Below are 23013 nucleotides of genomic sequence, written 5' to 3'. Positions count from 1 at the left end.
ATAATGTTGTTTTTGGGAAGGGAATCTGCGAGACTCCTGCGGAAAAACGGGCTGGCAAGACCCCGCAGCGAGGTACGAGTGAGGAGGCTTGCCAGTTCGTCCGCGGAAAGCGAGTAGATTCCATGACCATTTGAAAGTCAACAATGGAATTTAACAGAGCCTAAGGATAAAAAAGTCACTCTATTGCAACAGGCAAGTGATAAGACAACGCGAAGCATGAAGGAATATTCAAGTAGAAGAGGTGTCCACTAAGGACACCTCTTCTACTTGAATCTAATTGTTATTGCACATTTGCGCCTGATTTTGCTGAAGATTAATAATGTTTTTCAGAGCTTCTGAATTAACCGAGGCAACTTTATCGGTAATTGTCATGGATTGGTTGAAATAAATGTTCTTGAGTAGTCCGAACTACGGAAAAATGGTCAACATTGTAATGACCGTGAAGTATTTCATTGTGATGACTGATTATCTTATCGGCAGATAGGGTTGAAGAATCTGTCGTCGAATGCCCATCCCCAACTAAAGTAACATCTAAATGATTGACTGTTGCAGTTCTAACTGCTGTGTCAATACAGTGTTCCGTTTTACATCCCATGATAACAAGATGTTCGATCTCGTTATCCTTTAAAAAGCCCATTAATGGGGTTCCATAAAACGAATTTGTAGCCGCTTTATCAAAGATTTTTGCTGTGGCTGGCACTTTAACTTTTGGATGTATTTGAAATCCTGAACCTTTGCCATCCGCAACATCTGTATCCCTCATAAAGACGATTAAAGCACGTGATTCTAATGCTTTGTTAATTACCAAATTAACGTGATCCAATAATGCTTCTTTTTTATACACACTTTTTTCTTCATTGTTGCCATCCACCAATTCTTGTTGGACATCAATAATAAGTACAGCTTGTTTCAATAGAAAACCTCCTTTTCATTCTAATTTAAACCCTGGTCCCCAAACTTTTCTTCCATTTTATTCTTCATAATAACGCCCCCTTTAACGGAATATATGACTGACATTTTTAAACGACTTTATTGTCACTTAACATCTACTTTTTCGACTTATAGCGGCATAAAAACAGTATAAACGCTCAATACAGCGATCGCTCCAAGAACAACAACAATGACATTCGCACCTAAAAAAGCAATCAGAAATGCGGCCGCTGCCCCTATCAAGCCATAAGTGATATCTTCCTGAATCAGCAAAATGCCGGGAAAAATCAATGCCCCCAGTGTGGCATAAGGGATATTTTTCAAAACCCCCTGTAAAAAAGGCGGCATTTCCTTCCCTTTAAATAAGACAAAAGGAAGCAGCCGGGGAATATAGGTCACCACTGCCATGCCAATGATGATCCAAATGACTGTATTATTCATCGCTGTGGCCCCCTTTCTTCTGCTTCGTATACCCGATTAATTCAATTAAGAACGATGAGATCAACGTCGACAGTACGATTGACCAGCCGCTGCTCATGGCTTCCGTAACCGTAAAAACACTATTAAAGCAGGCTGCCACGACAGCCAGATAAACAACCTTTTTCGCACCCTTCATCGAAGGGGCAAGCAATCCAATAAACATGGCATATAATGCGACGGACATGCTTTCCTGAAGGGTCTGCGGCAATCCCGCCCCAAAAAGGTGCCCAAGCCCCGAGCAGATGACCCAGCTCGAGTAGGCCATCAATATCAAACCGAACATATAACCCGCCGTCACAGTATCCGGCCTTGTTGCGGCAACCGAAAATGTTTCATCGGTTAAACCAAAGGCATATGCCGCCTTTTTCAGGAGGCTATCTTCTTCGTCACTCTTTTCATTAAGAGCTGTAGACATTAAAAAATGACGGATATTCACAATAAATGTTGTAAGAATAATTTCAAAGGCACCTGTTCCCAGTGCCAATAAATTCAGTGCTATGTACTGCGAGGCTCCGGCAAATACGATGAGGCTCATTAATACGGTTTCAGTCATCGTCAAACCGGTTGTTTTCGCCAAAAGTCCATATGTCAAAGCGATAGGAGCATACCCTATTGCAATGCTGATTCCCGCCTGAAGGCCCTGCTTGAATTGCGGAGCCTCTCCTTCTAATGCTGTGACTGCCACCGTTCTTTCCCCCTTTAAATAATCGTTCCTTATATTTTCTTAAAATACTGACATTTTTTCAACTAATTTTTCGAAATACGAAAGAATTTAATTAAACTTTTGGATTCTTAAAGGTAAATGAAAAGCTTAGTGTGGTTGTCAGGGAAAAGAAGATTCTCTATAAGGGGATGATGAAAACTTACCGATTGGAGAGTCTTTCTCAGAGGAATTATACATCGTTGTACTGGCAGATAGAAAATATCTGTAAAGATAATAACCACCATGTTAACATGGTGGTTTATGTAGGAGTTTCTTCGTCAACATCGATCTGCTTTTTCTTCTCTTCCTCATCGATCATTTCATCAAGGCGAATGATGCTTTGTTCTGCTCTTTCAAAATCGATCTTGCGATAATGGTGCAGGCCGCCTTCTTCTTCATCCTTTTCATCGGCCCATTTTACGATTTGCTGAAGCTTTGTGCGAACAATATCGTTCGTCGGAAGAAAAGAATCGGTATGAAACAAAATCGCAAGCGAAATCGTTTTGGCTTTAACCGGATTTTCTCCGAGGCGGATTAAGAGCTTGTGGGCCCTTTCGGCACCTTTAATTGCATGGATGTCATTCTGTTTATAAAGATCGTAATCCCATTTGCCGTTCCGATACCAGGTGAAATGTCCCATATCATGTAGCAGTCCCGCCTTTGCGGCAATATCGACATCCTCTCCTTGTTTTTTTGCCATGTTAAAGGCATGATAAGAAACTGCTAGCGCGTGGGCCATCCCGGATCGGTTCAAATATTTTTGGGTGATGTGATGTCTAAAAATCTCCAACAAGCTAACATCTCTCATCCTATCTCTCCTTTAATAATATTTTTCTAAATATGATACCTTGAAAGTTACTACATATCAATAAAGACAATTTTCTGAATGTCAAGCTCAAGCCGGAGATTAAGCGTAGTTATCCTTATCCAGAAAGGAGAGTGAGAGTTTATACTTTCCTTTCTGCCAAAAAGACTCCGGTAAAGGAGTCTTTTGTTGGGTACAACTATTTTATCCACGCTGCCCGCATTCAATGACCGGTGAAGTCAGGTGGCGTTTTTTCAAAAAATGCTGCTAAGCCTTTCTCTCTATCTTCAGTCGTAACTGTTTTTATAAATCCGAGTTTCTCCAACTTTAAACCTGTCCGAAGATCTGTCTTCATTCCATGTTTCACAACAAACTTCGCTTGTTGTACGGCGATTGGTGCATTATCCAAAATTAAACCCGCAAGGTGAAAAGCCTCTTCTTCAAGCTCATTATGAGAGACAACTTTAGTAACAATGCCGTACTGATACGCCTCCAATGAAGTGACTCTTTTAGCTGACAATATCAATTCCAAGGCCCGCGACTCTCCGATCAGCCGAGGCAGTCTCTGGGTTCCTCCGGCTCCAGGTATTAAGCCGAGCTTTGTTTCCGGGAGTCCAAGCAGCGTTTGGTCCACGACGATACGCAGGTCACAGGCCAATGCCAATTCAAACCCCGCCCCAAATGCGTACCCATTTATCGCTGCGATTGTTGGCTGAGGCAAGTCTTCAATGGCATCGAATAACTCGCCAAGCTGCCTTGTCAATTGAACAAGCTTTGATGGCGACTGAAAATCAGAATCCTTGATATCTGCCCCTGCACAAAAAGCCCTATTTCCAGTACCGCTTATAATGACCACACTCACCTGTGGATTATTCGAAATATCTCTCACAACATTACTGAGCCGCTCAATGGTTGTGGAGTTTAGTGAGTTTAATGCCTCCTCGCGATTGAGCGTAACATATGCGATTTTTGAGTGTACTTCATATAAGATGGAGGGCATGGTTACCACTTCCTTCCGATTTTTTCTTGCTGTCTCACTTTATTACTGAGTCTTTTCCCATTTTCAGTAGATCGTAAGCCACAAAACGCAAAATTCCCACCGTTTATAAATCTTTGTCCTAATGCATATCTATAAACCTTGTTTCGTAGCCTTTAGAGGTTTTTCTGCATTCAACAAGGGAATATAAGACTTAATCAACAATTAGGGGGGAGCCTTTTGAAGGATCTATTAGTCTTGTTAAAACAAGGGATCCGGGAGTAAAGGACATCCAGATGGTAACCGTAACAAAAGAAGGGGAGGATTTTCATGTTGAATTAGAGGTTGAAATAGACCCTAACTTGACCATCGCCGAAGCGGATGACATAAAAGATAGGCTGGAAGAAAGGATCATGGCTGAAAAAGGTGTTACTGAGGTAACGATAGAATTCGATGAGGATGACGGAGTAACGCAGTGGAGACCCGTTAAAGACCAACAGTTTGCGGAAGAAAAAAAGGCGAGAGAATGAGTCTCCCGCCTTTTTGAATGAATTGTTTAATTCTGAAGCACTTGAGCTTTTAGTGAACGCCTTAAAATTTTACCTGTTGTATTTTTCGGAAGCTCGTCTATGAACTCAATGTTCTTCGGCACTTTGTATTTTGCAAGATGCTCCCGGCAATAAGTTAGTACATCAGCTTCAGTAAGGGAGTCGTTTTTCTTTACGACAAATGCTTGTACCACTTCTCCCTGATTCGGATCAGGCACACCGATTACAGCGGCTTCCACGACATCCGGATGAGCAAATAATACTTCTTCGACCTCACGAGGGTACACATTGTAACCGCCTACAATAATCATTTCTTTTTTGCGGTCGACGATGTAGAAATAGCCTTCTTCATCCATTCGCGCTAAGTCTCCTGTGTAAAGCCAGCCGTTCTTCAACGTGGCAACGCTTTCTTCAGGCAGTTTATAATACCCCTTCATGACGTTCGGTCCTCTGACGATTAACTCCCCAACCTCGCCGATAGGAACCTCTTCGCCCATTTCATTAACGACTTTGTTTTCGACGTTTTGAATATTCCTTCCGATTGATCCAGGCTTTCGTGGGCGGTCAAGCGGATTAAAGGTTGTTACAGGCGATGCTTCGGATAAGCCGTACCCTTCTGATACAAACACATTGAATTTCTGTTCGAATGCTTTCAACAGTGCAACAGGAAGTGATGCCCCACCTGAAATAGATAGTCTTAATGATTTAAAATCTTCCGGATTTCCATCAGGGAATTGCTGGAGGAAGTTATACATGGTTGGTACGCCCGCAAAAACTGTCGCTTCATATTTTTTTACAAGTCTGAAAATCTCTTGCGGACTGAATTTAGGAACAACAAGCAGTGTACCGCCCCTCATGAGGGGTGCATTTAAGACAACTGTTAAACAGAACACATGAAACATCGGCAGTGTCGTGACAACGCGGTCCTCTTCAGTGATTTTCAGATAATCGCCGACATCCTTTGCATTTGAATAAAGATTTTTATGTGTCAGCATGGCCCCTTTTGGTTTCCCGGTTGTGCCAGAGGTATACAGGATGACTGCGGTATCTTCCTCATCAACAGCCTGCCCATTAAAACTCAGGTCTCCTGAAGCAACCATACTTGTAAACGATTTCATTTTTGAGTAAATAGAAAGCTTGCTGATATCCGCTTCGCCTTTATCCTGCTCCGTTTCACAGATCACCATATGCTCGACGTTTGGCAGCATCGGGTTCATTTTTTCGAGTAACGGAACCAAAAGATCCAATGCCAGAACTACCTTTACATCGCCATTATTCAGGATATAGCCGATTTCATCAGGAGTATAAATCGGGTTGATCGGTATGACGGTTGCGCCAGCTCTTAATGCCCCATACATCCCAATAATAAAGTGTGGTGAATTCCCTAAAAGCAATGCAACATGATCCCCTTTTGAAACACCAAGCTTATGTAAGCCGTCTGCAAACTTTGTGACCGCCCCGTCCAATTCCCCATACGTTGTTGCTTGGTCCATAAAGTAATACGCAGGTTTTCCAGCAACTCGCGCGGCTGTTTCATGAAGTTGTTCTGTAATATTCAAACATTCCTACCTCCCCTTGTAGATTTAATGAATGAGTAGTCATTCATTTTTTTAATTACAATATTCACAATATATTATATTAAAAGAAAATAAAGGTAGCAACATTTTAGTTGGAAGTTACCTGAAAATTTTCTAGGAATTTAAAGCTGAAGCAAATATATTTTTGGCTCATTCATGTGAAACAGAGTTTCACATGCCTTTCAGCTACGCTGAAAGGTTGCTCCCGCTGCATAGGCCCAGGAGAAAGCTCGCTTACTCCTGGGTCTATGCAGTGGGAGCTGCAAATGAACCAAAAATCAACATAGCATATAATATAATAAACCGCCTGTTCGTCCAAACAGGCGGCCTCTTTTAATAAATCAATCCAACTATTTCTTCTTTTGTTACATTCCCAAAATAATGCTTAACATCCACATTCACAAGCGCCTTTTCAATCGCTTCTTTTTCATAACGAATGCCCTTTAGTATATCCTCAATATCATTTACATCCCCGACACCAAAGAAATCACCGTATATTTTACAATTTTCGATTATCCCTTTGTTAACTTCGAGACGAATATCAATTGATCCAACAGGGAATCGCTGCGAATGCTGGAGGTTGAATTTCGGCGATTTTCCGTAGTTCCAGTCCCAGTTCTGGTATCTCTCTTTTGAAAGCTGATGAATGTTTTCCCAATCTTGTTCGGTGAGAACGTATTCCGGAATCTCTTCGCTGTCTTCAAAGATGTTTCTCAAAAGCAGTGACCTGAATTGCTCGATAGTCAGTGGCTCATTAAGAAATTCTGATATATTCGTCACTCGGCTTCTAATTGACTTAATTCCTTTTGATTCAATCTTATCCTTTCTGACCTTCAATGCAGAAACTACATGCTCCATTTCCGAATTGAACAGCAGCGTTCCGTGACTGAACATCCGACCTTTTGTTGAAAATTGTGCATTCCCGGAAATCTTCTTTCCTTCTGCCAAAATATCATTCCGTCCGCTCAGTTCAGCATTAACGCCGAGCTTGTTAAGCGCCTTGATAACCGGTTCGGTGAATTTCTGGAAGTTATGAAAGCTCTCCCCATCATCCTTAGTGATAAAGCTGAAATTCAGATTGCCTGTGTCATGGTATACAGCACCACCACCGGAAAGACGGCGGACAACCTTAATGCCGTTCTGCTCTACATAATCGGTATTGATTTCTTCAACCGTGTTTTGGTTTTTCCCGATAATAATAGATGGTTTGTTTATATAAAATAATAAATACGTTTCATTTATATCCAGGTTTTTCAACGCATATTCTTCGATTGCCAGATTGATCTGCGGGTCTGTAATTCCTTTGTTATCGATAAATAACATGCTAACGTTCCTCCTATAATCGCTTTGCGGTTTAACAAATTCTCTATAACTGAAACTCCATTGCGTTCCTTGCGACGGCAATTTCGCCCTTAAAGCTTTCCCCTGCTTCGCTTTTCAACTGTGTATGATCGCCATAATGTGGAAGATGAGTCAAGAGCAAAAGCTGCACATCCGCTTTTTCAGCTATTTTTCCAGCCTCTCTCCCGGTCATATGCCCAGGGCCAGAACCGTCCATATCGCCATAAAAATTACTCTCGCACAGCAACACATTAGCATTACTCGCGAAGTCGGCAAGTTCCTCCATATAGGCACTATCTCCGGTATAGACAATAACTTGTCCTCCTGCTTCAATTCTCATCGCAAAACAAGGAACAGGATGCTTTGTACGTAAAAAGGTGAATGTAAGTGGTCCGATTTGCAGAGGTTCATCTTCCGTATAAGCCAATCCATGAGTAATGTCCTTATAGGTAAGCTTTTCAAACTCTGCCACGTCCAATGTATGACCATAAATCGGAATGTTCTTCTTCGAGCCATTGAGTATGTTCTGTATTAATACAGCATGCTGCAGCACACCAATATCTGCTACATGATCTGGATGATAATGCGTTAAAACAACTGCATCCAATTCTTCCGGTTTCATATGGTTTTGTAGCTGTGAAAGTACTCCGCTGCCACAGTCTAGGAGGATCCGATAATCCTCATATTCGAGTAAATAGCCGGAGCTTGCCTCATTCTTCGCCGGATATCCTCCCCAACAACCAATCACCGTTATCTTCATACTCACACTCTCCTTATACAGTATCAATCAGTTACTCCTAGCATAAATCATTGGAACCATTATTTCATCTTTTTGAAATTTGTTATAAAACATATGTTGACAAAATTAATCTGTTATAATACAATAAAATCAAGTTAATAATATTCAGAAAATTTAATGGAGGTTGATTAATATGATTCAAAGCAGTGTTGAATTTTTCAAGAACCTACCGGCCAAGCAATGTTCAGAGTGTGGCCACAAAATCGAAGAACAGCACGAATGTTATGGCAGCAAGTGCGATCATTGCCTCCATACATCCATCCAATAATTTTTAATCAGGTGTTCACCTTCTGCTTTTCATAAAAGCAGATGCTTCCATAAGATGCGTTCCTTATCTCACAAGCGCATCCATTTAAAAACCAGCCGCTTGAATGAGCGACTGGTCTTTTTTTTATCCATTATTTTACTAATCTATGTTCAGAGAAGATGAAACTTAAGTTTCTATTATTTCTAAGTGGCCTTTTAATTGTTCGCGTATGTAATCCGGGATTCGTTCTGACTTTTTAAGTTGAAAGTTATAATTGACATATGCCGAAGACCCCTTTGCGCACAAAATGTCATCCTGATAAATTTCTTCTTTAATCGTAAAGCTTGAATTTCCGAGGCGTTCAATCCACGTTCTAATCATAACTTCCCTGCCATAAAAAATTTCATGTGTGAAATCAATATTCATATTGACGAGAAGCAGCTTCCAATCTTTAAATTGCAAGCTCGGAGTAAATAGCTTGAAAATTTCATCGCGTCCTGCCTCGAACCAAATCGGAATCGTAGTATTATTGATATGTCCCGCACCGTCTGTTTCTGAAATGCGAGGCTGAATGGTTGTTAAAAACATGATCATTCCCCCAGTCTTTATTCAATCCATTTTTTAGTAACTAATTATAGTATATAATAATTTCCTTTTTCGTTCTAATGTGAAAAGAAACTGTCCAAAAATCATTGGACAGTTTCTGTTTCGCGCGAGATTTGATTTTTTTTCAGGAATTGAACAACGTCTTCTACCGCTCTTTCAGCCTGGTCAATACAGTCAGGCAGCCCAAGTCCTTCAAATGAACCACCTGCCAGGAATACACCAGGCAATTCATCTCCGACATCTTTTTTCACACTCTCGATTCGCTGCTTATGTCCCACTGTATATTGCGGCATGGAATCTTTCCAGCGTGTGACGATAGAGAAATCAGGCTTGTCGGTAATCGACATGGTCTTGTTTAAGTCTTCGAGAACGATTTTGATAATTTCTTCATCTGACAAATCGACGATCGTTTCATCACCGGCACGTCCGACATAGCAACGAAGCAAAACCTTACCATCAGGTGTGGAATGCGGCCACTTTTTATGAGTCCATGTACAAGCTGTAATCGTATAGTCACTGTTTCGCGAAACGACAAAGCCCGTGCCATCGATATCCTGCTTTATGGCTGAAGCTTCAAACGCCAACGCCACGGTAGCGACGCTCGTTGCTGACATTTCTTTAAGCGGAGCAAAAAACGGATAGCGTGAGAACATCGCGGAAATCGCTTGATGTGGGGCAGAAGCGATGATAGCATCGGTGTAGATTACTTCCCCGTTGTTTAAATCAAGTTTATACTGCTTACCTTCCTTTACAATATCCTCGACACGAACCCCTTTTAAGACTGACCCCGGCATTAAATGCTGTTCAATCGCATCTATGAAAGATTGAAGGCCTGTAGTAAAGGTCAGGAAATTGCCTTTTTTCGAGGCATTTTTTGGTGCTTTCGGCGTTGACTTCTTCATTCCGAAAATTAAACTGCGATGCTCCTGTTCTACCTGGTAAAATTGCGGGAATGTCGCCATCAGACTTAATCGGTCGATATCACCTGCATATATCCCGGACAACAGAGGCTCGATTAAGTTTTCCAGAACTTCATTGCCAAGACGGCGGCGGAAGAATTCACCGAGTGACTGGTCCCCTTTTTTATCAGAACGAGGAAGGACAAAATCAGCAGCTGCCCTTAATTTGCCGAGTGGGCTAAATAGACCGGTTGTCACAAAGGGCCCTATCTCAGTCGGAATCCCCATAATCGAACCTCCAGGCATTGGGTGAAGGTGACCTTTTACGAGGACATATGATTTACCAGCTGTATTAGAAACAAGCTTATCTTCCATCCCCACTTCCTTCGCAAGCCGTGATGCACTCGCCTTTCGGGCAATGAAAGAATCCGGTCCCTTCTCAATGACAAAACCGTCACGGACCGCTGTTTGCACTTTTCCGCCTAGACGGGGTGAAGCTTCGATCAATACTACATCAAAAGGCAGATTTTCTTCCCTAGCTTTCTTCTGAAGGTAAAAAGCAGAAGCTAATCCGGTGATGCCTCCTCCGATAACGGCTATCTTCTGTTTTGGTTGACTCACGGTTCATCGCCTTCTTTTTTGATTTATAAAGTGAAACTTCCATCGGTGGGGGGTTTGTTCATCCCCCACCGATGGTTAGTTGAACCAATCTGACTTTTACGGGCAGTTGTTCCCCCACTTATCCTTGTTTTCCATCCAAGTCTTGAAGCGGGGGTCTTACTGCCCGTTAAAGCGGGATAAAAATTTGCCTATATCAGATCTTTTCATCACTGACATAGGCTTCACATTATTGTTTATCCACTTTTTTCAAGACAATTGTAGTTAGAGCATCAATAAATGCCAGGTTGGCATTGGGCATTTCCGGACGGTAATAAGCTGCGCCTACTTCATCTGTAACCACTTTGCATTCATAATCATTGTCGTAAAGCACTTCCAAATGCTCGGCAACGAAACCGGCAGGAATATAAATGAAAGCTTTATATCCTTTTTCTTTGTATAGGTCTCTTGTCAAGTCCTGAACGTCAGGTCCTAGCCATGGTTCAGGTGTCTGGCCGGCACTTTGCCAGCCAATCGCGTAATTTTTCACGCCGGCGCCTTCAACAATCATCTCGGCTGTTTCCTTAAGCTGATTCGGATACGGATCCCCGGATTGCAGGATTTTTTCCGGTAGGCTGTGGGCGGAGACAATCAAGACGGAATCTTCTCGTTCGGCTTCCGGCATCTTCGCATACGTTTCCTTTAATTGATCGATCCAGTACTGAATGAATTTCGGCTCATCATACCAGCTTTCAACCGAAGTAATTTGCAGACCACCTAATTTCTCAGCTTCTTCTTGTGCCCGCCCGTTATATGACTTAACGCTGAATGTTGAAAAATGCGGAGCCAGAACGATACTTACAGCTTCGGTAATTCCGTCATCATGCATTTGTTTCACTGCGTCCTCGACGAACGGCTCGATATGCTTCAATCCAAGATAAGCCTTGAACTCTATATCATCCTGTACTTCATTCAAGCGTTTTTCCAGCTCTTCTGCCTGGTCCCTTGTGATCGTAGCTAATGGGGAAATCCCGCCGATAGCTTCATATCTGTTTCTCAGATCGAGCAGCTGCTCGTCGCTAGGCCTTCTCCCGTGACGGATATGTGTATAATAACGTTCGATATCTTCTTCTTTATACGGTGTACCATAGGCCATGACAAGCAGGCCCATTTTCTTTCTTGACATTAACTAGCACCTCATTTTGAGAATTTCTTCTATATTATTGTGCATAAAAAGGATATTTTATGGCAAACAGTCCGCTCAGGAGTTGAGCAGGTAAAATTATCTTTTGCTTGCGGAGTATTCGTGAATGAAAGCGGTCAGCCGCTTTAATGTCTCCGGGTTAACCTCAGGGAAGACGCCATGGCCCAGGTTGAAAATATACCCTGGTTTTTCCATGCCCATATCGAGAATTTTTTTAGCCCTCGCTTCAATTACATCCCATGAAGACAACAAAATGGCAGGGTCGAGATTTCCTTGAACCGTTTTGTCGATTCCCATTTTACGCGCCTCAGAAATCGGCAGCCTCCAATCAAGGCCGACTACATCGAGCGGAAGGTCATTCCATTCAAGCGCCAAGTGGCTAGCACCTACACCAAACATAATCAACGGTACATTTTCTTCTCTTAAAGAAGAAAAGATCCGGTTCATGACAGGCTTGATAAACAAACGGTAATCCTCCACATTCAACGCGCCTACCCAGGAATCAAAGATTTGGATCGCTTTTGCGCCTGCTTTGATTTGTGATTTCACATATGTAATAACCGTATCGCCGAGCTTGTCCATCAACGCAAACCATGCCTCTGGTTCTGTATACATAAACGCCTTCGTTCTGTTATAGTTTTTCGACGGCCCGCCTTCAATCATATAGGAAGCAATCGTGAACGGAGCACCGGAAAAACCGATGAGAGGAACGGATAACTGTTCGGTCGTTAACAATTTTATCGTCTCAAGCACATAAGGAATATCCTCTTCGGGGGACAATTCACCTAGTTTCTCCACATCGCTTAGGGAACGAATCGGATTGGCAATGACAGGACCGATTCCTGTTTTAATTTCCACATCGACGCCGATCGCCGGCAGTGGAGTCATGATATCTTTATAAAGGATGGCCGCATCGACATCATATTGTTCTACCGGAAGCCGAGTCACATATGCACATAATTCCGGCTGGTGCGTAATCTCAAATAAAGAATACTTTTCTTTTATAGCGCGGTATTCGGGCTGCGACCTTCCTGCCTGCCGCATATACCAAACAGGCACATGACCAGCCGCCTCCCCTCTCGCAGCCTTTAAAAATGTATCGTTAAAAACCTTAGACATTTATATCCACCTTTCAGAAGAAAAGCGCAAGCGCCTTGAGCAGCCCTTACAGGCATAAGACGAACCGCTAGGAGGCAGTTCTCCAGCCACCACATTGGTTTCGAGGCCGACTAAAATCGCCACGTCCTGTGCGTCGAGGCTAGGCGCTGTATCTAGACACCTTTCTAAATTTAAAAAATTTACTTTCTTTTAAATAAAAAATCTAATTCATAATAATATCCTTACATAGCTTATAGCATGCAGTCCATATTTTTCAAATATATTCTGTTTTACTATAGCCTTTTCTCCGAAAGATGTATAGAAAACAGCGGAAATTGTCAAAAAATCGCCGTTTTTTACCCAGTCTGGTTTACCCTATTCGGAAAAGAGGAAAAACTAAGACTATCTTGGGTAAAATATAATGATAGACTGAACTTAAGAGGTGAAAAAATGAATATCTATATGACAACGGGAACCTATGAGTTTTTAAAAATCAAAAAAGAAAAGCACCCCAATGAAAAAATGTTCTTAATGCAAAATGCTGAAAATTCCCTTCTTCTTCATGAAACAAACGGAAAAACCGTCTTTAATTCCCCACGTAAATTCGAAGTCATTGATTCTAAAGGAGGGATCCAAGAGGCAGGCTTTGTTGTTATGAATAACATCCCTGTTACAGATGAAGATCGCCCAGCCTTCGAATTCCGTTTTAAAAACAGGGTAGGTTTAATTGAGAAGGAACCCGGTTTCATTGCCGTCCGCGTGCTTCGGCCGATAAATTCTGACACCTATGTGATTTTCACGCAGTGGGAAAGCCAAATAGCCTTTAATAACTGGCAAACCTCGAGCTCCTATACAGAAGCTCACAAAAAACCGGCCAGTGAAAACGTAGATTTCAACAAAAAAATCTTCTCAGGCTCCTCATATATCACCCAGTATTCCTTGTCAGCTGACGAAGAAAAATAGAATACCAAGTATAAGCGGCTCATTCTTTCAACTGAATGAGCCGTTATTTTTCTCTTCCTTCCTCTCACTAAACTCGGGCAGCCGTCATATTCTGTAATAAGGGTAGGCATCTGTCTATGCTTTTATCTGAGAGGAGGAAACAGGATGGGAGTCGAATTATTGGCCCTCCATTGGATTTACGTACTGTTTATTGTGTTAATTATCGGTTTTATGGTGATGCGCCGCGATACGACATTGATCTGCATTATCGGAATTTTCACCTTGGCCATTACCGCTACCGGCAGCTTTTCGGGCTCGATCAGCGGCATTTTCAACAGTTTTATCTATGCGATTACTGAGTTGCTGCCGACAATCCTCGTTATATCGATCATCGTTGCCATGAGCCGTGTTTTAACCAAGACCGGAATCAATGATGCAATGATTTCTCCTTTCGCAAAATTCATTCGCACACCGGCCCTCGCCTATTGGGTGATCGGGATTCTAATGATGGTTATTTCCTGGTTTTTCTGGCCGTCTCCTGCTGTTGCCCTTTTAGGTGCGGTGCTGCTTCCGGTTGCGATCAGAGTCGGTCTTCCAGCTTTAGGCGTTGCCATGGCGATGAACCTGTTCGGCCACGGAATTGCATTATCAGGGGATTTTATTATACAGGCCGCACCAAAACTAACCGCAGACGCCGCTTCTCTACCAGTCGGTGATGTTATAACCGCGAGTATACCGCTTGTCATCACGATGGGGCTCGTCACGACGGTCACGGCCTTTTTATTCTTAAAACGGGACATGAAACGTGGAAAACTACAGGATAAGCCTTTCTCCAAGATAACAGAGACAGATACCGATGTAGATCACTCCCTATTATCATCAGGAAAAAAGAAATTCTTTGCCTTTCTCATACCTCTTGCCTTTGCGCTTGATGTAGTAGCGATGCTAACGTTGAATCTTCAGGGTGGAGACGCTACCGCGTTGATCGGAGGCACTTCCGTCTTTATCTTGCTAATACTCTCGCTCACTGCCCACAACCATCACGGATTGGAAAAGGTGACAGGCTATTTAATCGAAGGATTTCAATTCGGGTTTAAAGTATTCGGGCCCGTCATCCCGATTGCGGCATTCTTTTATTTAGGCGACGCTGGATTCACGAAAATCATCGGTGGGTATTTGCCAGAAATCTCACAAGGAATCGTCAATGACCTGGGTGTGGCTCTGGCCCATTCCGTCCCATTAACAAAGGAAGTTGCCGCCGTGACCCTAACATCTATCGGCGCGATTACCGGGCTGGATGGATCCGGCTTTTCCGGGATTTCCCTCGCCGGATCAGTTGCGAATCTTTTCTCAACAGGAATGGACGGTGGAGCTGCGACACTAACAGCATTAGGACAGATTTCCGCGATTTGGGTCGGAGGCGGGACAATCATTCCATGGGCCCTTATTCCAGCTGCCGCTATCTGTAATGTTGATCCTTTTGAACTGGCGAGACGAAATATCCTGCCCGTAACGATTGGGCTGGTGGTCACGACGATTGTGGCGATGTTTTTAATCTAATTAAATAATGCCGGCCTCACGAAATCGGCCGGCTAAGACTGGAAATTAAGTTTCGCTTGAATCATTGCGGTTTTCGATTAAAGAGACTGTAGTTTCGCTTAAGTGGCCATTTTTCCGCTTAAATCAAATTACTGAATCTATAATATGTTAATTATTGTAAATAACCTATACTAAAAACCAATAAAATCAAGCAAAATAGGCTACTTCCCTACATTCGTGACAATCACCATCAAATATCCCTCTAAAAAGCATCCTTTTCACCCCCTTATGGTATAATTATTTAAATATTTCAATAATTAAAGATAAGGGGGTTTTCCTGTCATGATCAATGAATTACATAAGCTTCTTGAAGAGTCATTCGACGATATGGTCTCGATTCGCCGCTATCTTCACCAACACCCGGAATTATCATTTAAGGAAACTAAAACAGCCGCGTATATAGCTGAATTTTACAATGCGCTTGGAATTGAAATCCGTACGGGAGTCGGTGGGAATGGTGTGGTTGCCAGAATCCAGGGTTCAAAGCCCGGGAAAACAGTGGCGTTACGAGCCGATTTTGACGCGTTGCCAATTCAGGATGAAAAGGATGTTCCGTATAAGTCGACAGTCCCCGGGATTATGCATGCATGCGGGCATGATGGGCACACCGCTACCCTCCTCATGCTGGCAAAGGCCATTCATGAATTAAAGGATGAGCTAGTAGGTGAATATGTTTTCATCCATCAGCATGCTGAAGAATATGCTCCTGGCGGGGCAAGGCCGATGATTGAAGATGGCTGTCTTGATGGGGTTGAAGCCATATTCGGCACCCACTTATGGGCGACAGCCCCGACTGGTACGATCCAATACCGCTTCGGTCCGTTCATGGCGGCGGCCGATCGATTTGAAATTCAAATCCAGGGCAGGGGCGGACACGGCGCTCAACCACATAAAACAAATGATGCGATTGTAACAGCATCCCAGCTCGTCATTGCTCTTCAACAAATTGTCAGCCGCAGAGTCAGCCCCATCGATTCCGCTGTCGTGACTGTAGCTTCGTTTGTAGCGGAAAATGCTTTCAATATCATTGCTGATAAAGTAAAGCTGGTTGGAACCGTTCGGACCTTTAAAGAAGATGTACAGGATTTTATTGAAGCAGAGATCGAAAAGATAGTGGGTGGCATCTGCATGGCAGCCAACTGTTCATATGAATATGAGTTTTTCCGCGGCTATCCAGCCGTGATACCTCACAATGAAGAAACAAAGCATGTGATTGAGAGTGCGAAGATGGTCGATGAAGTTACGGCCATCGAAGAAATAGAACCTGAAATGGGCGGGGAGGACTTCGCTTACTATCTACAGAATGTCAAAGGCACCTTTTTCTTTACCGGTGCACTGGCTGAAGGCGTGGAAATTATATATCCGCACCATCATCCTAAATTTGACTTTGACGAGAAAGCAATGCTCATTGCAGCGAAAACATTAGGAACCGCTGCCATTACTTATCAAAAGCAACATTTGAATACACCCGGGGTTACAGCAAAGATCAATGGGTAAACAAATGGACGAGTTAAAAGAGGAGAAGGCTATCCTTCCCCTCTTTTTTATCCTCCGTTCAACAACCGCATCCTACAACAATTCATCACCGTTTCACCCAGATGCTGAAGAAGATTATAATTGGCGTAAGCGCCGACCACTGCTCCGATTCCCGGTACGAGCTGCAGCATTTTCACTAAATCGATATAATCTCTGTATTCCTGCTGAAACGTCTGCCAGTCCAGCTCTGTCAGTTTTTCTTTCTGTTCATCCCAATTTTCAAGCAGGAAAAGCGTTTCCTGCTTTTTTTCATCGCTCGAAAATGCAAGCTGGAAAACATACAGAATGAAAATCCGCTCTTCAAATTCCTTAACATCAAAACCATATAGGTGAACCGCCTCAAAGAGAAACTTCATCTTGATGCTTAATAATAAGGGGAAATCCGCCAGTCCCAGAAAAATTCCTCCAGCACCGGTTCCGGCACCTTCGACGGTAGCGGTCTTTTTATATGTGTCGATTTTTTCCCTGACCCATTTCTCCTTTTGCTCAAAGGAAAGCATGGATACGTCTTTTTCCTTGTGGATATATTCGGAGCCTGCAAGCACGCCGGTCACAAGACTTTTCATGCTGTCTGTGATGACTTCGTGGACTTTATCCGGGATCACTCCACTGATTTTATTCTGGGCTTTTTTTGACACCCTGCTAAACTTCCCTGACTTCTTCATCAATTTCTTTTTCCATACCTCTACATCTGCTAATGCAGCCTGTTCATACGTATCCATCCGGCGAGGGGCCCCCTTCTGGAGAAAAGCGCAAGCGCCCTGCAAGAAGAACGACTAAGACGGCCATATCGTTATGTCTTCGTCGTTCTGACCCACATCCTGTGGGCCTCCGACAGGCATAAGACGAACCGCGAGGAGGAGAGTTCCTAAAGTAAAACAGTGGTTTGGCATTAGAGGAACCTCGGCTAAAATCTGCCACATCGTGTGGCAAACGCCGACGCCAGCACATCCTGTGCAAGTCCGAGGGGCTGGGCGCTGTAGCTAGACATCCATCAAAATTAAAAAGTTATACTTTCTTATCTTTTTAGAAAAAACCCTGTTTAAAAAACAGGGTCCCTCCTCTCAAAATTTCTCCATTCTATTTTTAGCGTATGCCTGAAAGAGAATAATAAAACCGATTCCGAGCGCAAAAGAAGCTGCACCATAGAGCAGGCCTCCTGTGAAAAGCGCAACAGCAAAGAATACCAGGCTTTCAATCAACAGCAGAATCGAAATCAATTGAATGACCGCTTTCCTACGCAGCTCTTCAGGTAACGGATATAAAGACACCCAAATTTTCATTTCATGCTGCCTCCAGACAGGAAGCAGCTGCAAGCCGGTCATATACAGAAAAAGCAGGATAACTAAAAGCTTAGCCCACAATATCGAAACAGCAGCAAGCACAAATGAACCAATAATCGTTAAACGGATTAACAACCCAAGATAATCATTTGCCCTAAGCAGGGTGCGGGCATATAAGAATTGATAAGACGAGTCTCGATTATACGGAATGAACCTAAGCAGTGGGTCAAGCCATCTTCTTCTGGAAACATTGTCCCTTAGCTTTGGCACATCTGTGAACAAATTGGCAACCCGGTAGAAGGACATAAGCCGTTTTGCTTCTAACTCAATCAGCCGCTCCCACTTTATCCCCTTTTTCTGCGTCGCGTTCCGGTAATAAAGCCATAGCAGCACTAACAAAAGCCCTGTCACGATTGGAAAAATCATGGCAGAATGTGAGAAGATAAAGTAAAGCAGAAAAATATTAATAACTAGTCGAAGAACCCCATCTGTCCACAGTGTTGAATTTTCTTGGAATTTCAATACATGCCAGCGAATCTGCAAGTTCAAATATTTGATCAGCAAAATCACGGCAAACATCAAACCAAAATCAGCAAGGCCTGCACCGGTTACCTTTGAGAACATAGGCAAAAAGGCTGCAAATACCATTAAAAGAATATATCCCTGAATGACTAGGCTCAAAACGATTGATTTGGAAAAATAGCTTTGCAATTTTGTTTCAAGTGGCAGTAAAAAAACCATATCCGCTTCTTTAAAAAAGGTATAAATCGGGCTCTTTGCGACTAGTATTCCGATTACGATTGCCATGATGATTTCTGCAGGGAAATCGCTGTTTAGCGTTTTTACCCATTCACTGTAGTAAAATGTAAGACCTCCGATTGCAAAAACGAGTACCAATAAAAAATGTCCGTTAAAGATGTAACGTAAATATTTTTGCAACTCTTTGCTGAAGCTCCTGGCTCGTTCTCCCCACAGCCTCTGGCTATTCATGGTTATCTTCCTTCGTCAATTGAATATACAGATCATCGAGTGTCGCACCCGGCATTGAAAACTGCTCGCGCAATTGCTCAAGATTTCCTTTGGCGCGGATTTCCCCGTTATGCAAAATAATGAAAGAATCACAATATCGTTCCGCTGTTGCGAGGATATGCGTCGACATGAGAATGCCGGCACCCTCGTCCTTCATTTTTTTCATCAAATCCAAAAGCGACTGGATTCCGAGCGGATCAAGTCCCAGAAACGGTTCATCGACAATATATAAGGAAGGCTGGACTAAAAAAGCACACATAATCATGACTTTTTGCTTCATTCCTTTGGAAAAGTGAGCAGGAAACCACGAAAGTCTTTTTTCCATCCGAAATTCCTTCAGAAGCTGTCCTATTCTGCTCTTATAAACCTGTTCATCCAAGCCATATGCCATTGCCGTTAACCGCAAATGCTCCTCAAGCGTCAATTCATCATACAAAATCGGTGTCTCAGGAACATATGTAAACTGCTTTCTGTATTCATCAGGATCGTCGGCAAATGATTTTCTGTTAATGGAAATGCTGCCTGCTTTCGGCTCCATCAGGCCAATAATATGCTTTATGGTTGTACTTTTTCCCGCACCATTTAGACCGATGAGTCCGACGAGCTCATTTGGCTGGATATCAAAGCTGATGCCTTTTAAAACGGGAGCCTTGGTATAACCTCCCACAAGCTGATTTATATGTAATAAGGACATGCCAACAATCCTTTCTGTTTATATGTTCCTTACATTTTAACAAAACAGGGTACAGATATGCATTAAATCTTCATCAAGTTCCATGATTACCCATAAATAAAACGAAACAATCAGTGCATGATAATTAGAGAAGAAGGGGTTCTTCATTACAATTGATTTAAAACATCATACTGTAAATGGGGTGTCAGTTAAAGACATATTAGCTGAAACGACCAAGAAGGCTTCAAAAAACGTTATACTGCAAGGGGATGATCGCTTTGCACGTTCTGGCGGAACAATCATTCAGAATCACTATCGAATATGCTTTTTAAGTTGATGAGACTTTAAAGATATAGGAGATGGTTGCGATGGATGAAAAACTCAAAAAGTCATAAACCAATTTTACAATTGTAAATGAGGTGTTGATTAAAGAGCATTCTACCTGTAACAGACGTATAATTAGAAGCTGAACCCTTTTTTCGAGGCAGGGTGCAACAATCGGTTGCATCCTGTTTTTTCTTTTGTCCACACTGGCAGATATGATACGATATAAGCATCTAAATTAAATACTCAGGTGGAAAGGATGTTTATCATGAGTGAATGTATTTTCTGCAGTATCGTCAACGGGGATATTCCTTCGGCGAAGGTTTTTGAAAACGAGCATGTTCTTGCCTTCCTTGATATTAGCCAAGTGACGAAGGGACATACGCTTGTTATTCCTAAAGTACATAAAGAAAACATCTTTGAACTGACTCCTGAAATCGCTAAGAATTTATTCGAGACCGTTCCTGAAATCGCACGGGCCCTGAAACAGGAATTTGATCCGATCGGGTTAAACGTTTTGAACAATAATGGCGAAGCTGCTGGCCAGAGTGTGTTTCATTATCATATGCACCTCATTCCGCGCCATGGGGAGAATGACGGCTTCGGCGCCGTATGGAAAACGAACGCAAGCGACTATACTGCCGAAGATCTGCAAAAGATGGCCGCTGCCATTTCGAAACAGCTAAAATAAACTTTATACTCCATCAGGAACCAGGGACACGGCTGCCCTGGTTCTTTCATTAACTTTTAACGAAAATTCAAAATTATCCCCCATTTTAGTCCAAAATTCTGTTATTATTAGAATTAAATTTTCGCACTTTAATGCATTACTGTGAAGGAGGAATCAATTTGAAACGCGCGCTAAACTTTAATGCCGGCCCGGCTGCACTGCCGGAAGCTGTTTTACACAAAGCTCAGAATGAATGGCTGAATATCGAGGAAACCGGGATGTCCGTAATGGAATTAAGCCACCGGAGCGACACATTTGAAAACATTCATAATAAAGCGATTGCCCTTTTGAAGGAGCTTATGGAGATACCGGATGATTATGAAGTTCTATTCTTGCAGGGAGGGGCCAGCCTGCAATTTTCCATGGTGCCGATGAATTTACTCCAGCCGGATAGAAAGGGATATTATGTCCTAACAGGCTCATGGTCAGAAAAGGCCCTGAAAGAAGCTGAGAAGATCGGCAACACGGCGATTGCAGCATCTGCTAAAGAAGCGAATTACACGTACATTCCCACTCCAGATGAAATTAACTATGAGTCTGATGCAGCTTACTTGCATATAACAACGAATAATACAATCTTCGGCACCCAGTGGAAAGATTATCCCAAATCAGAGGGTGTCGCCCTTATCGCTGACATGTCCAGTGATATATTGAGTAAAAAAATAGATGTAAGCAAATTCGGACTGATCTATGCAGGTGCCCAAAAAAATCTTGGTCCATCGGGAGTCACAGTGGTGATTATTCGCAAGGATCTGGTCAGCAATTCCCTTACTCACTTGCCAACCATGCTCCAGTATGAAACCTATATAAAAAATAATTCCCTGTATAATACACCGCCTACTCTGGCGATTTACCTGCTTTCTCTTGTGTTGGAATGGGCGAAAGAACAAGGCGGAGTCGAAAAGCTTCAGGAAGTGAATGCCGCAAAAGCGAAGCTCATATATGACGCCATCGATAACAGTGAAGGTTTTTATAAAGGACATGCACGCCCTGACAGCCGTTCACACATGAATGTGACCTTCACATTGCCGGATGACAATGCTACGAAGCTGTTCCTGGATCAGGCAAAAGCTGCTGGGTTTGTCGGCTTAAATGGCCACCGTTCAGTAGGCGGCTGTCGCGCTTCGATTTATAACGCCGTACCGCTAACACACTGCGCGGAGCTTGCTGATTTCATGAAGAAATTCCAAGAAACATATTCAGCTGCCGTTGTGAAGTAAAATTTTTCCGATGAATCAAGATAAAATTCTTCAAAAAAATCACAAGGCATGATATACTGATTCCAAACTTCCTGCATCAGGCAATGAGTGCACTGCTGGGGAAGCCAAATATATATGAGCTGAGATTAGGAGAGATGAGAAATGAATACGAAAGTACTTGTATCACTATCCCTTTTGGTGGGGATAGGAGCTGCACTTCACATGATTATTCCAGGTTTAGGCCTAGGAATGAAATACGACATGATGCTGACCATGATGTTTTTAGCGATTGTCCTGTTTCCTGAGAAAAAAAATGTTTTCCTCGTTGCGGTAGCGAGCGGGGTCATATCAGGGCTGACTTCCACCTTCCCAGGTGGCGGATTAATCCCTAATATCATAGATAAATTTGTTACTGCGTTTGTATTTTACTTCATGTTCCTGGCATTAAAAAGGTATGCTAAATCAACTGTGACCGTCGGAGCGTTAACGGCAATCGGAACTTTGATTTCAGGAGCTGTCTTCCTTGGATCCGCATATTTGATTATTCAATTGCCCGGACCCTTTATGGCCCTGTTCGTTGGGATTGTACTTCCGACCGCAGCAGTAAATACGATAATAATTGTCATTCTTTATCCAATCGTAAGAGAAATTTTTAAAAAATCAAATATTACAGCACAAGCTCAATAAACTATAGAGACACCGGAAATTAATTTCCGGTGTCTCTATATATACTCCCCTGAATTTTCCAGCCTGGCTCCATCCCTTTCTGCTATTAAATCCCATTCACTTTTACATGAAAGTCCCTACATAAGACTCATTATTTTTAAATACTAAATAATTGGAGTTGACGTTTAAATTAAAGTTTTTGTGATATAAGATATAAAGAAT

General features: G+C 42.6%; 23 protein-coding genes. 8 read left to right on the top strand and 15 right to left on the bottom strand.

Annotated elements, in window-relative coordinates; genetic code table 11:
- Positions 1-355 precede the first annotated feature (355 nt).
- The 5 genes from D0463_RS13585 to D0463_RS13565 form a co-directional block, all read right to left on the bottom strand.
- Positions 356-913: an isochorismatase family protein gene (locus tag D0463_RS13585; RefSeq protein WP_117307933.1), complete on the bottom strand. Its 558-nt coding sequence runs from the start codon at positions 911-913 to the stop codon at positions 356-358.
- 146 nt (positions 914-1059) lie between these two features.
- Entirely contained in the window at positions 1060-1371 is a 312-nt protein-coding gene (locus D0463_RS13580; RefSeq protein WP_117307932.1) for an AzlD domain-containing protein, read from the bottom strand.
- Complete coding sequence (locus D0463_RS13575) at positions 1364-2095, bottom strand: AzlC family ABC transporter permease (RefSeq protein ID WP_117307931.1); 732 nt, start codon at positions 2093-2095, stop codon at positions 1364-1366. The genes D0463_RS13580 and D0463_RS13575 overlap by 8 nt, the downstream gene beginning before the upstream one ends.
- 277 nt (positions 2096-2372) lie before the next feature.
- Complete coding sequence (locus tag D0463_RS13570; protein ID WP_117307930.1) at positions 2373-2921, bottom strand: HD domain-containing protein; 549 nt, start codon at positions 2919-2921, stop codon at positions 2373-2375.
- 220 nt (positions 2922-3141) lie between these two features.
- The gene (locus D0463_RS13565; RefSeq protein ID WP_117307929.1) at positions 3142-3918 is read right to left on the bottom strand and encodes an enoyl-CoA hydratase-related protein; all 777 of its coding nucleotides are present in this window, start codon (positions 3916-3918) and stop codon (positions 3142-3144) included.
- Positions 3919-4118: 200 nt separating this feature from the next.
- Between D0463_RS13565 and D0463_RS13560 the strand changes: the two genes are divergently transcribed.
- The gene (locus D0463_RS13560; protein WP_483295742.1) at positions 4119-4424 is read left to right on the top strand and encodes a cation transporter dimerization domain-containing protein; all 306 of its coding nucleotides are present in this window, start codon (positions 4119-4121) and stop codon (positions 4422-4424) included.
- 26 nt (positions 4425-4450) lie between these two features.
- Here the strand turns inward: D0463_RS13560 and D0463_RS13555 are convergent, their stop codons facing one another.
- The 3 genes from D0463_RS13555 to D0463_RS13545 form a co-directional block, all read right to left on the bottom strand.
- Positions 4451-6001: a fatty acid--CoA ligase family protein gene (locus D0463_RS13555; RefSeq protein WP_117307927.1), complete on the bottom strand. Its 1551-nt coding sequence runs from the start codon at positions 5999-6001 to the stop codon at positions 4451-4453.
- A 351-nt stretch (positions 6002-6352) separates the two neighbouring features.
- Positions 6353-7342 carry a lipoate--protein ligase gene (lplA, locus tag D0463_RS13550; protein WP_117307926.1) on the bottom strand — a complete coding sequence of 330 codons (990 nt, stop codon included), beginning with the start codon at positions 7340-7342 and terminating at the stop codon, positions 6353-6355.
- Between the two features lie 43 nt (positions 7343-7385).
- On the bottom strand, positions 7386-8120 hold the full coding sequence (locus D0463_RS13545) for an MBL fold metallo-hydrolase (protein ID WP_117307925.1): 735 nt from the start codon (positions 8118-8120) through the stop codon (positions 7386-7388).
- A gap of 172 nt (positions 8121-8292) precedes the next feature.
- Here D0463_RS13545 and yhfH point away from each other — a divergent pair, with 172 nt between their 5' ends.
- Complete coding sequence (gene yhfH, locus D0463_RS13540) at positions 8293-8427, top strand: protein YhfH (protein ID WP_117307924.1); 135 nt, start codon at positions 8293-8295, stop codon at positions 8425-8427.
- A gap of 165 nt (positions 8428-8592) precedes the next feature.
- Here yhfH and D0463_RS13535 read toward each other — a convergent pair whose 3' ends face one another.
- From D0463_RS13535 to hemE, 4 genes are all read right to left on the bottom strand, one after another.
- Positions 8593-8994 (bottom strand): acyl-CoA thioesterase, encoded by a 402-nt coding sequence (locus tag D0463_RS13535; protein WP_117307923.1) that lies wholly within the window; start codon positions 8992-8994, stop codon positions 8593-8595.
- A 101-nt stretch (positions 8995-9095) separates the two neighbouring features.
- Positions 9096-10532 carry a protoporphyrinogen oxidase gene (gene hemY, locus D0463_RS13530; RefSeq protein ID WP_117307922.1) on the bottom strand — a complete coding sequence of 479 codons (1437 nt, stop codon included), beginning with the start codon at positions 10530-10532 and terminating at the stop codon, positions 9096-9098.
- A 226-nt stretch (positions 10533-10758) separates the two neighbouring features.
- Positions 10759-11694 (bottom strand): ferrochelatase, encoded by a 936-nt coding sequence (gene hemH / locus D0463_RS13525; RefSeq protein WP_117307921.1) that lies wholly within the window; start codon positions 11692-11694, stop codon positions 10759-10761.
- 96 nt (positions 11695-11790) lie between these two features.
- On the bottom strand, positions 11791-12831 hold the full coding sequence (gene hemE, locus D0463_RS13520) for a uroporphyrinogen decarboxylase (protein ID WP_117307920.1): 1041 nt from the start codon (positions 12829-12831) through the stop codon (positions 11791-11793).
- Between the two features lie 429 nt (positions 12832-13260).
- On the opposite strand from hemE, the gene D0463_RS13515 reads away from it, so the two are divergent.
- From D0463_RS13515 to D0463_RS13505, 3 genes are all read left to right on the top strand, one after another.
- On the top strand, positions 13261-13773 hold the full coding sequence (locus D0463_RS13515; RefSeq protein WP_117307919.1) for an antibiotic biosynthesis monooxygenase family protein: 513 nt from the start codon (positions 13261-13263) through the stop codon (positions 13771-13773).
- A gap of 144 nt (positions 13774-13917) precedes the next feature.
- A complete protein-coding gene (locus D0463_RS13510) occupies positions 13918-15312 on the top strand; it encodes a hypothetical protein (RefSeq protein WP_117307918.1) in 1395 nt (464 codons plus the stop codon).
- Positions 15313-15633: 321 nt separating this feature from the next.
- Entirely contained in the window at positions 15634-16848 is a 1215-nt protein-coding gene (locus D0463_RS13505) for a M20 family metallopeptidase (RefSeq protein ID WP_117307917.1), read from the top strand.
- A gap of 47 nt (positions 16849-16895) precedes the next feature.
- Here D0463_RS13505 and D0463_RS13500 read toward each other — a convergent pair whose 3' ends face one another.
- The 3 genes from D0463_RS13500 to D0463_RS13490 form a co-directional block, all read right to left on the bottom strand.
- Positions 16896-17609 carry an EcsC family protein gene (locus tag D0463_RS13500; protein WP_117307916.1) on the bottom strand — a complete coding sequence of 238 codons (714 nt, stop codon included), beginning with the start codon at positions 17607-17609 and terminating at the stop codon, positions 16896-16898.
- 342 nt (positions 17610-17951) lie between these two features.
- The gene (locus tag D0463_RS13495) at positions 17952-19160 is read right to left on the bottom strand and encodes an ABC transporter permease (RefSeq protein WP_117307915.1); all 1209 of its coding nucleotides are present in this window, start codon (positions 19158-19160) and stop codon (positions 17952-17954) included.
- Positions 19153-19893 (bottom strand): ABC transporter ATP-binding protein, encoded by a 741-nt coding sequence (locus tag D0463_RS13490; protein WP_117307914.1) that lies wholly within the window; start codon positions 19891-19893, stop codon positions 19153-19155. The genes D0463_RS13495 and D0463_RS13490 overlap by 8 nt, the downstream gene beginning before the upstream one ends.
- A 571-nt stretch (positions 19894-20464) precedes the next feature.
- Between D0463_RS13490 and D0463_RS13485 the strand changes: the two genes are divergently transcribed.
- From D0463_RS13485 to D0463_RS13475, 3 genes are all read left to right on the top strand, one after another.
- Positions 20465-20887: an HIT family protein gene (locus D0463_RS13485; RefSeq protein WP_117307934.1), complete on the top strand. Its 423-nt coding sequence runs from the start codon at positions 20465-20467 to the stop codon at positions 20885-20887.
- 158 nt (positions 20888-21045) lie between these two features.
- Positions 21046-22146, top strand: a complete 1101-nt coding sequence (serC, locus tag D0463_RS13480; protein WP_117307913.1) for a 3-phosphoserine/phosphohydroxythreonine transaminase — start codon at positions 21046-21048, stop codon at positions 22144-22146.
- 141 nt (positions 22147-22287) lie between these two features.
- Positions 22288-22812 (top strand): tryptophan transporter, encoded by a 525-nt coding sequence (locus D0463_RS13475; protein WP_117307912.1) that lies wholly within the window; start codon positions 22288-22290, stop codon positions 22810-22812.
- Positions 22813-23013 lie beyond the last annotated feature (201 nt).

Source organism: Bacillus sp. V59.32b (assembly GCF_003429085.1).
Lineage (GTDB): Bacteria > Bacillota > Bacilli > Bacillales > DSM-1321 > Peribacillus.
Note: the sequence above shows the minus strand (reverse complement) of the source record. Positions and strands in the feature narration are given on the sequence as shown.

Excerpts from the sequence above, each read along its gene's own strand:
- hemE (WP_117307920.1), bottom strand. The coding sequence starts at position 12,831 with ATGTCTAAGGTTTTTAACGATACATTTTTAAAGGCTGCGAGAGGGGAG.
- D0463_RS13505 (WP_117307917.1), top strand. The coding sequence starts at position 15,634 with ATGATCAATGAATTACATAAGCTTCTTGAAGAGTCATTCGACGATATG.
- D0463_RS13545 (WP_117307925.1), bottom strand. The coding sequence starts at position 8,120 with ATGAAGATAACGGTGATTGGTTGTTGGGGAGGATATCCGGCGAAGAAT.
- D0463_RS13500 (WP_117307916.1), bottom strand. The coding sequence starts at position 17,609 with ATGGATACGTATGAACAGGCTGCATTAGCAGATGTAGAGGTATGGAAA.
- D0463_RS13515 (WP_117307919.1), top strand. The coding sequence starts at position 13,261 with ATGAATATCTATATGACAACGGGAACCTATGAGTTTTTAAAAATCAAA.
- D0463_RS13475 (WP_117307912.1), top strand. The coding sequence starts at position 22,288 with ATGAATACGAAAGTACTTGTATCACTATCCCTTTTGGTGGGGATAGGA.
- yhfH (WP_117307924.1), top strand. The coding sequence starts at position 8,293 with ATGATTCAAAGCAGTGTTGAATTTTTCAAGAACCTACCGGCCAAGCAA.
- hemH (WP_117307921.1), bottom strand. The coding sequence starts at position 11,694 with ATGTCAAGAAAGAAAATGGGCCTGCTTGTCATGGCCTATGGTACACCG.
- D0463_RS13495 (WP_117307915.1), bottom strand. The coding sequence starts at position 19,160 with ATGAATAGCCAGAGGCTGTGGGGAGAACGAGCCAGGAGCTTCAGCAAA.
- D0463_RS13535 (WP_117307923.1), bottom strand. The coding sequence starts at position 8,994 with ATGTTTTTAACAACCATTCAGCCTCGCATTTCAGAAACAGACGGTGCG.
- D0463_RS13580 (WP_117307932.1), bottom strand. The coding sequence starts at position 1,371 with ATGAATAATACAGTCATTTGGATCATCATTGGCATGGCAGTGGTGACC.
- D0463_RS13485 (WP_117307934.1), top strand. The coding sequence starts at position 20,465 with ATGAGTGAATGTATTTTCTGCAGTATCGTCAACGGGGATATTCCTTCG.
- D0463_RS13490 (WP_117307914.1), bottom strand. The coding sequence starts at position 19,893 with ATGTCCTTATTACATATAAATCAGCTTGTGGGAGGTTATACCAAGGCT.
- D0463_RS13510 (WP_117307918.1), top strand. The coding sequence starts at position 13,918 with ATGGGAGTCGAATTATTGGCCCTCCATTGGATTTACGTACTGTTTATT.
- lplA (WP_117307926.1), bottom strand. The coding sequence starts at position 7,342 with ATGTTATTTATCGATAACAAAGGAATTACAGACCCGCAGATCAATCTG.
- D0463_RS13570 (WP_117307930.1), bottom strand. The coding sequence starts at position 2,921 with ATGAGAGATGTTAGCTTGTTGGAGATTTTTAGACATCACATCACCCAA.
- D0463_RS13565 (WP_117307929.1), bottom strand. The coding sequence starts at position 3,918 with ATGCCCTCCATCTTATATGAAGTACACTCAAAAATCGCATATGTTACG.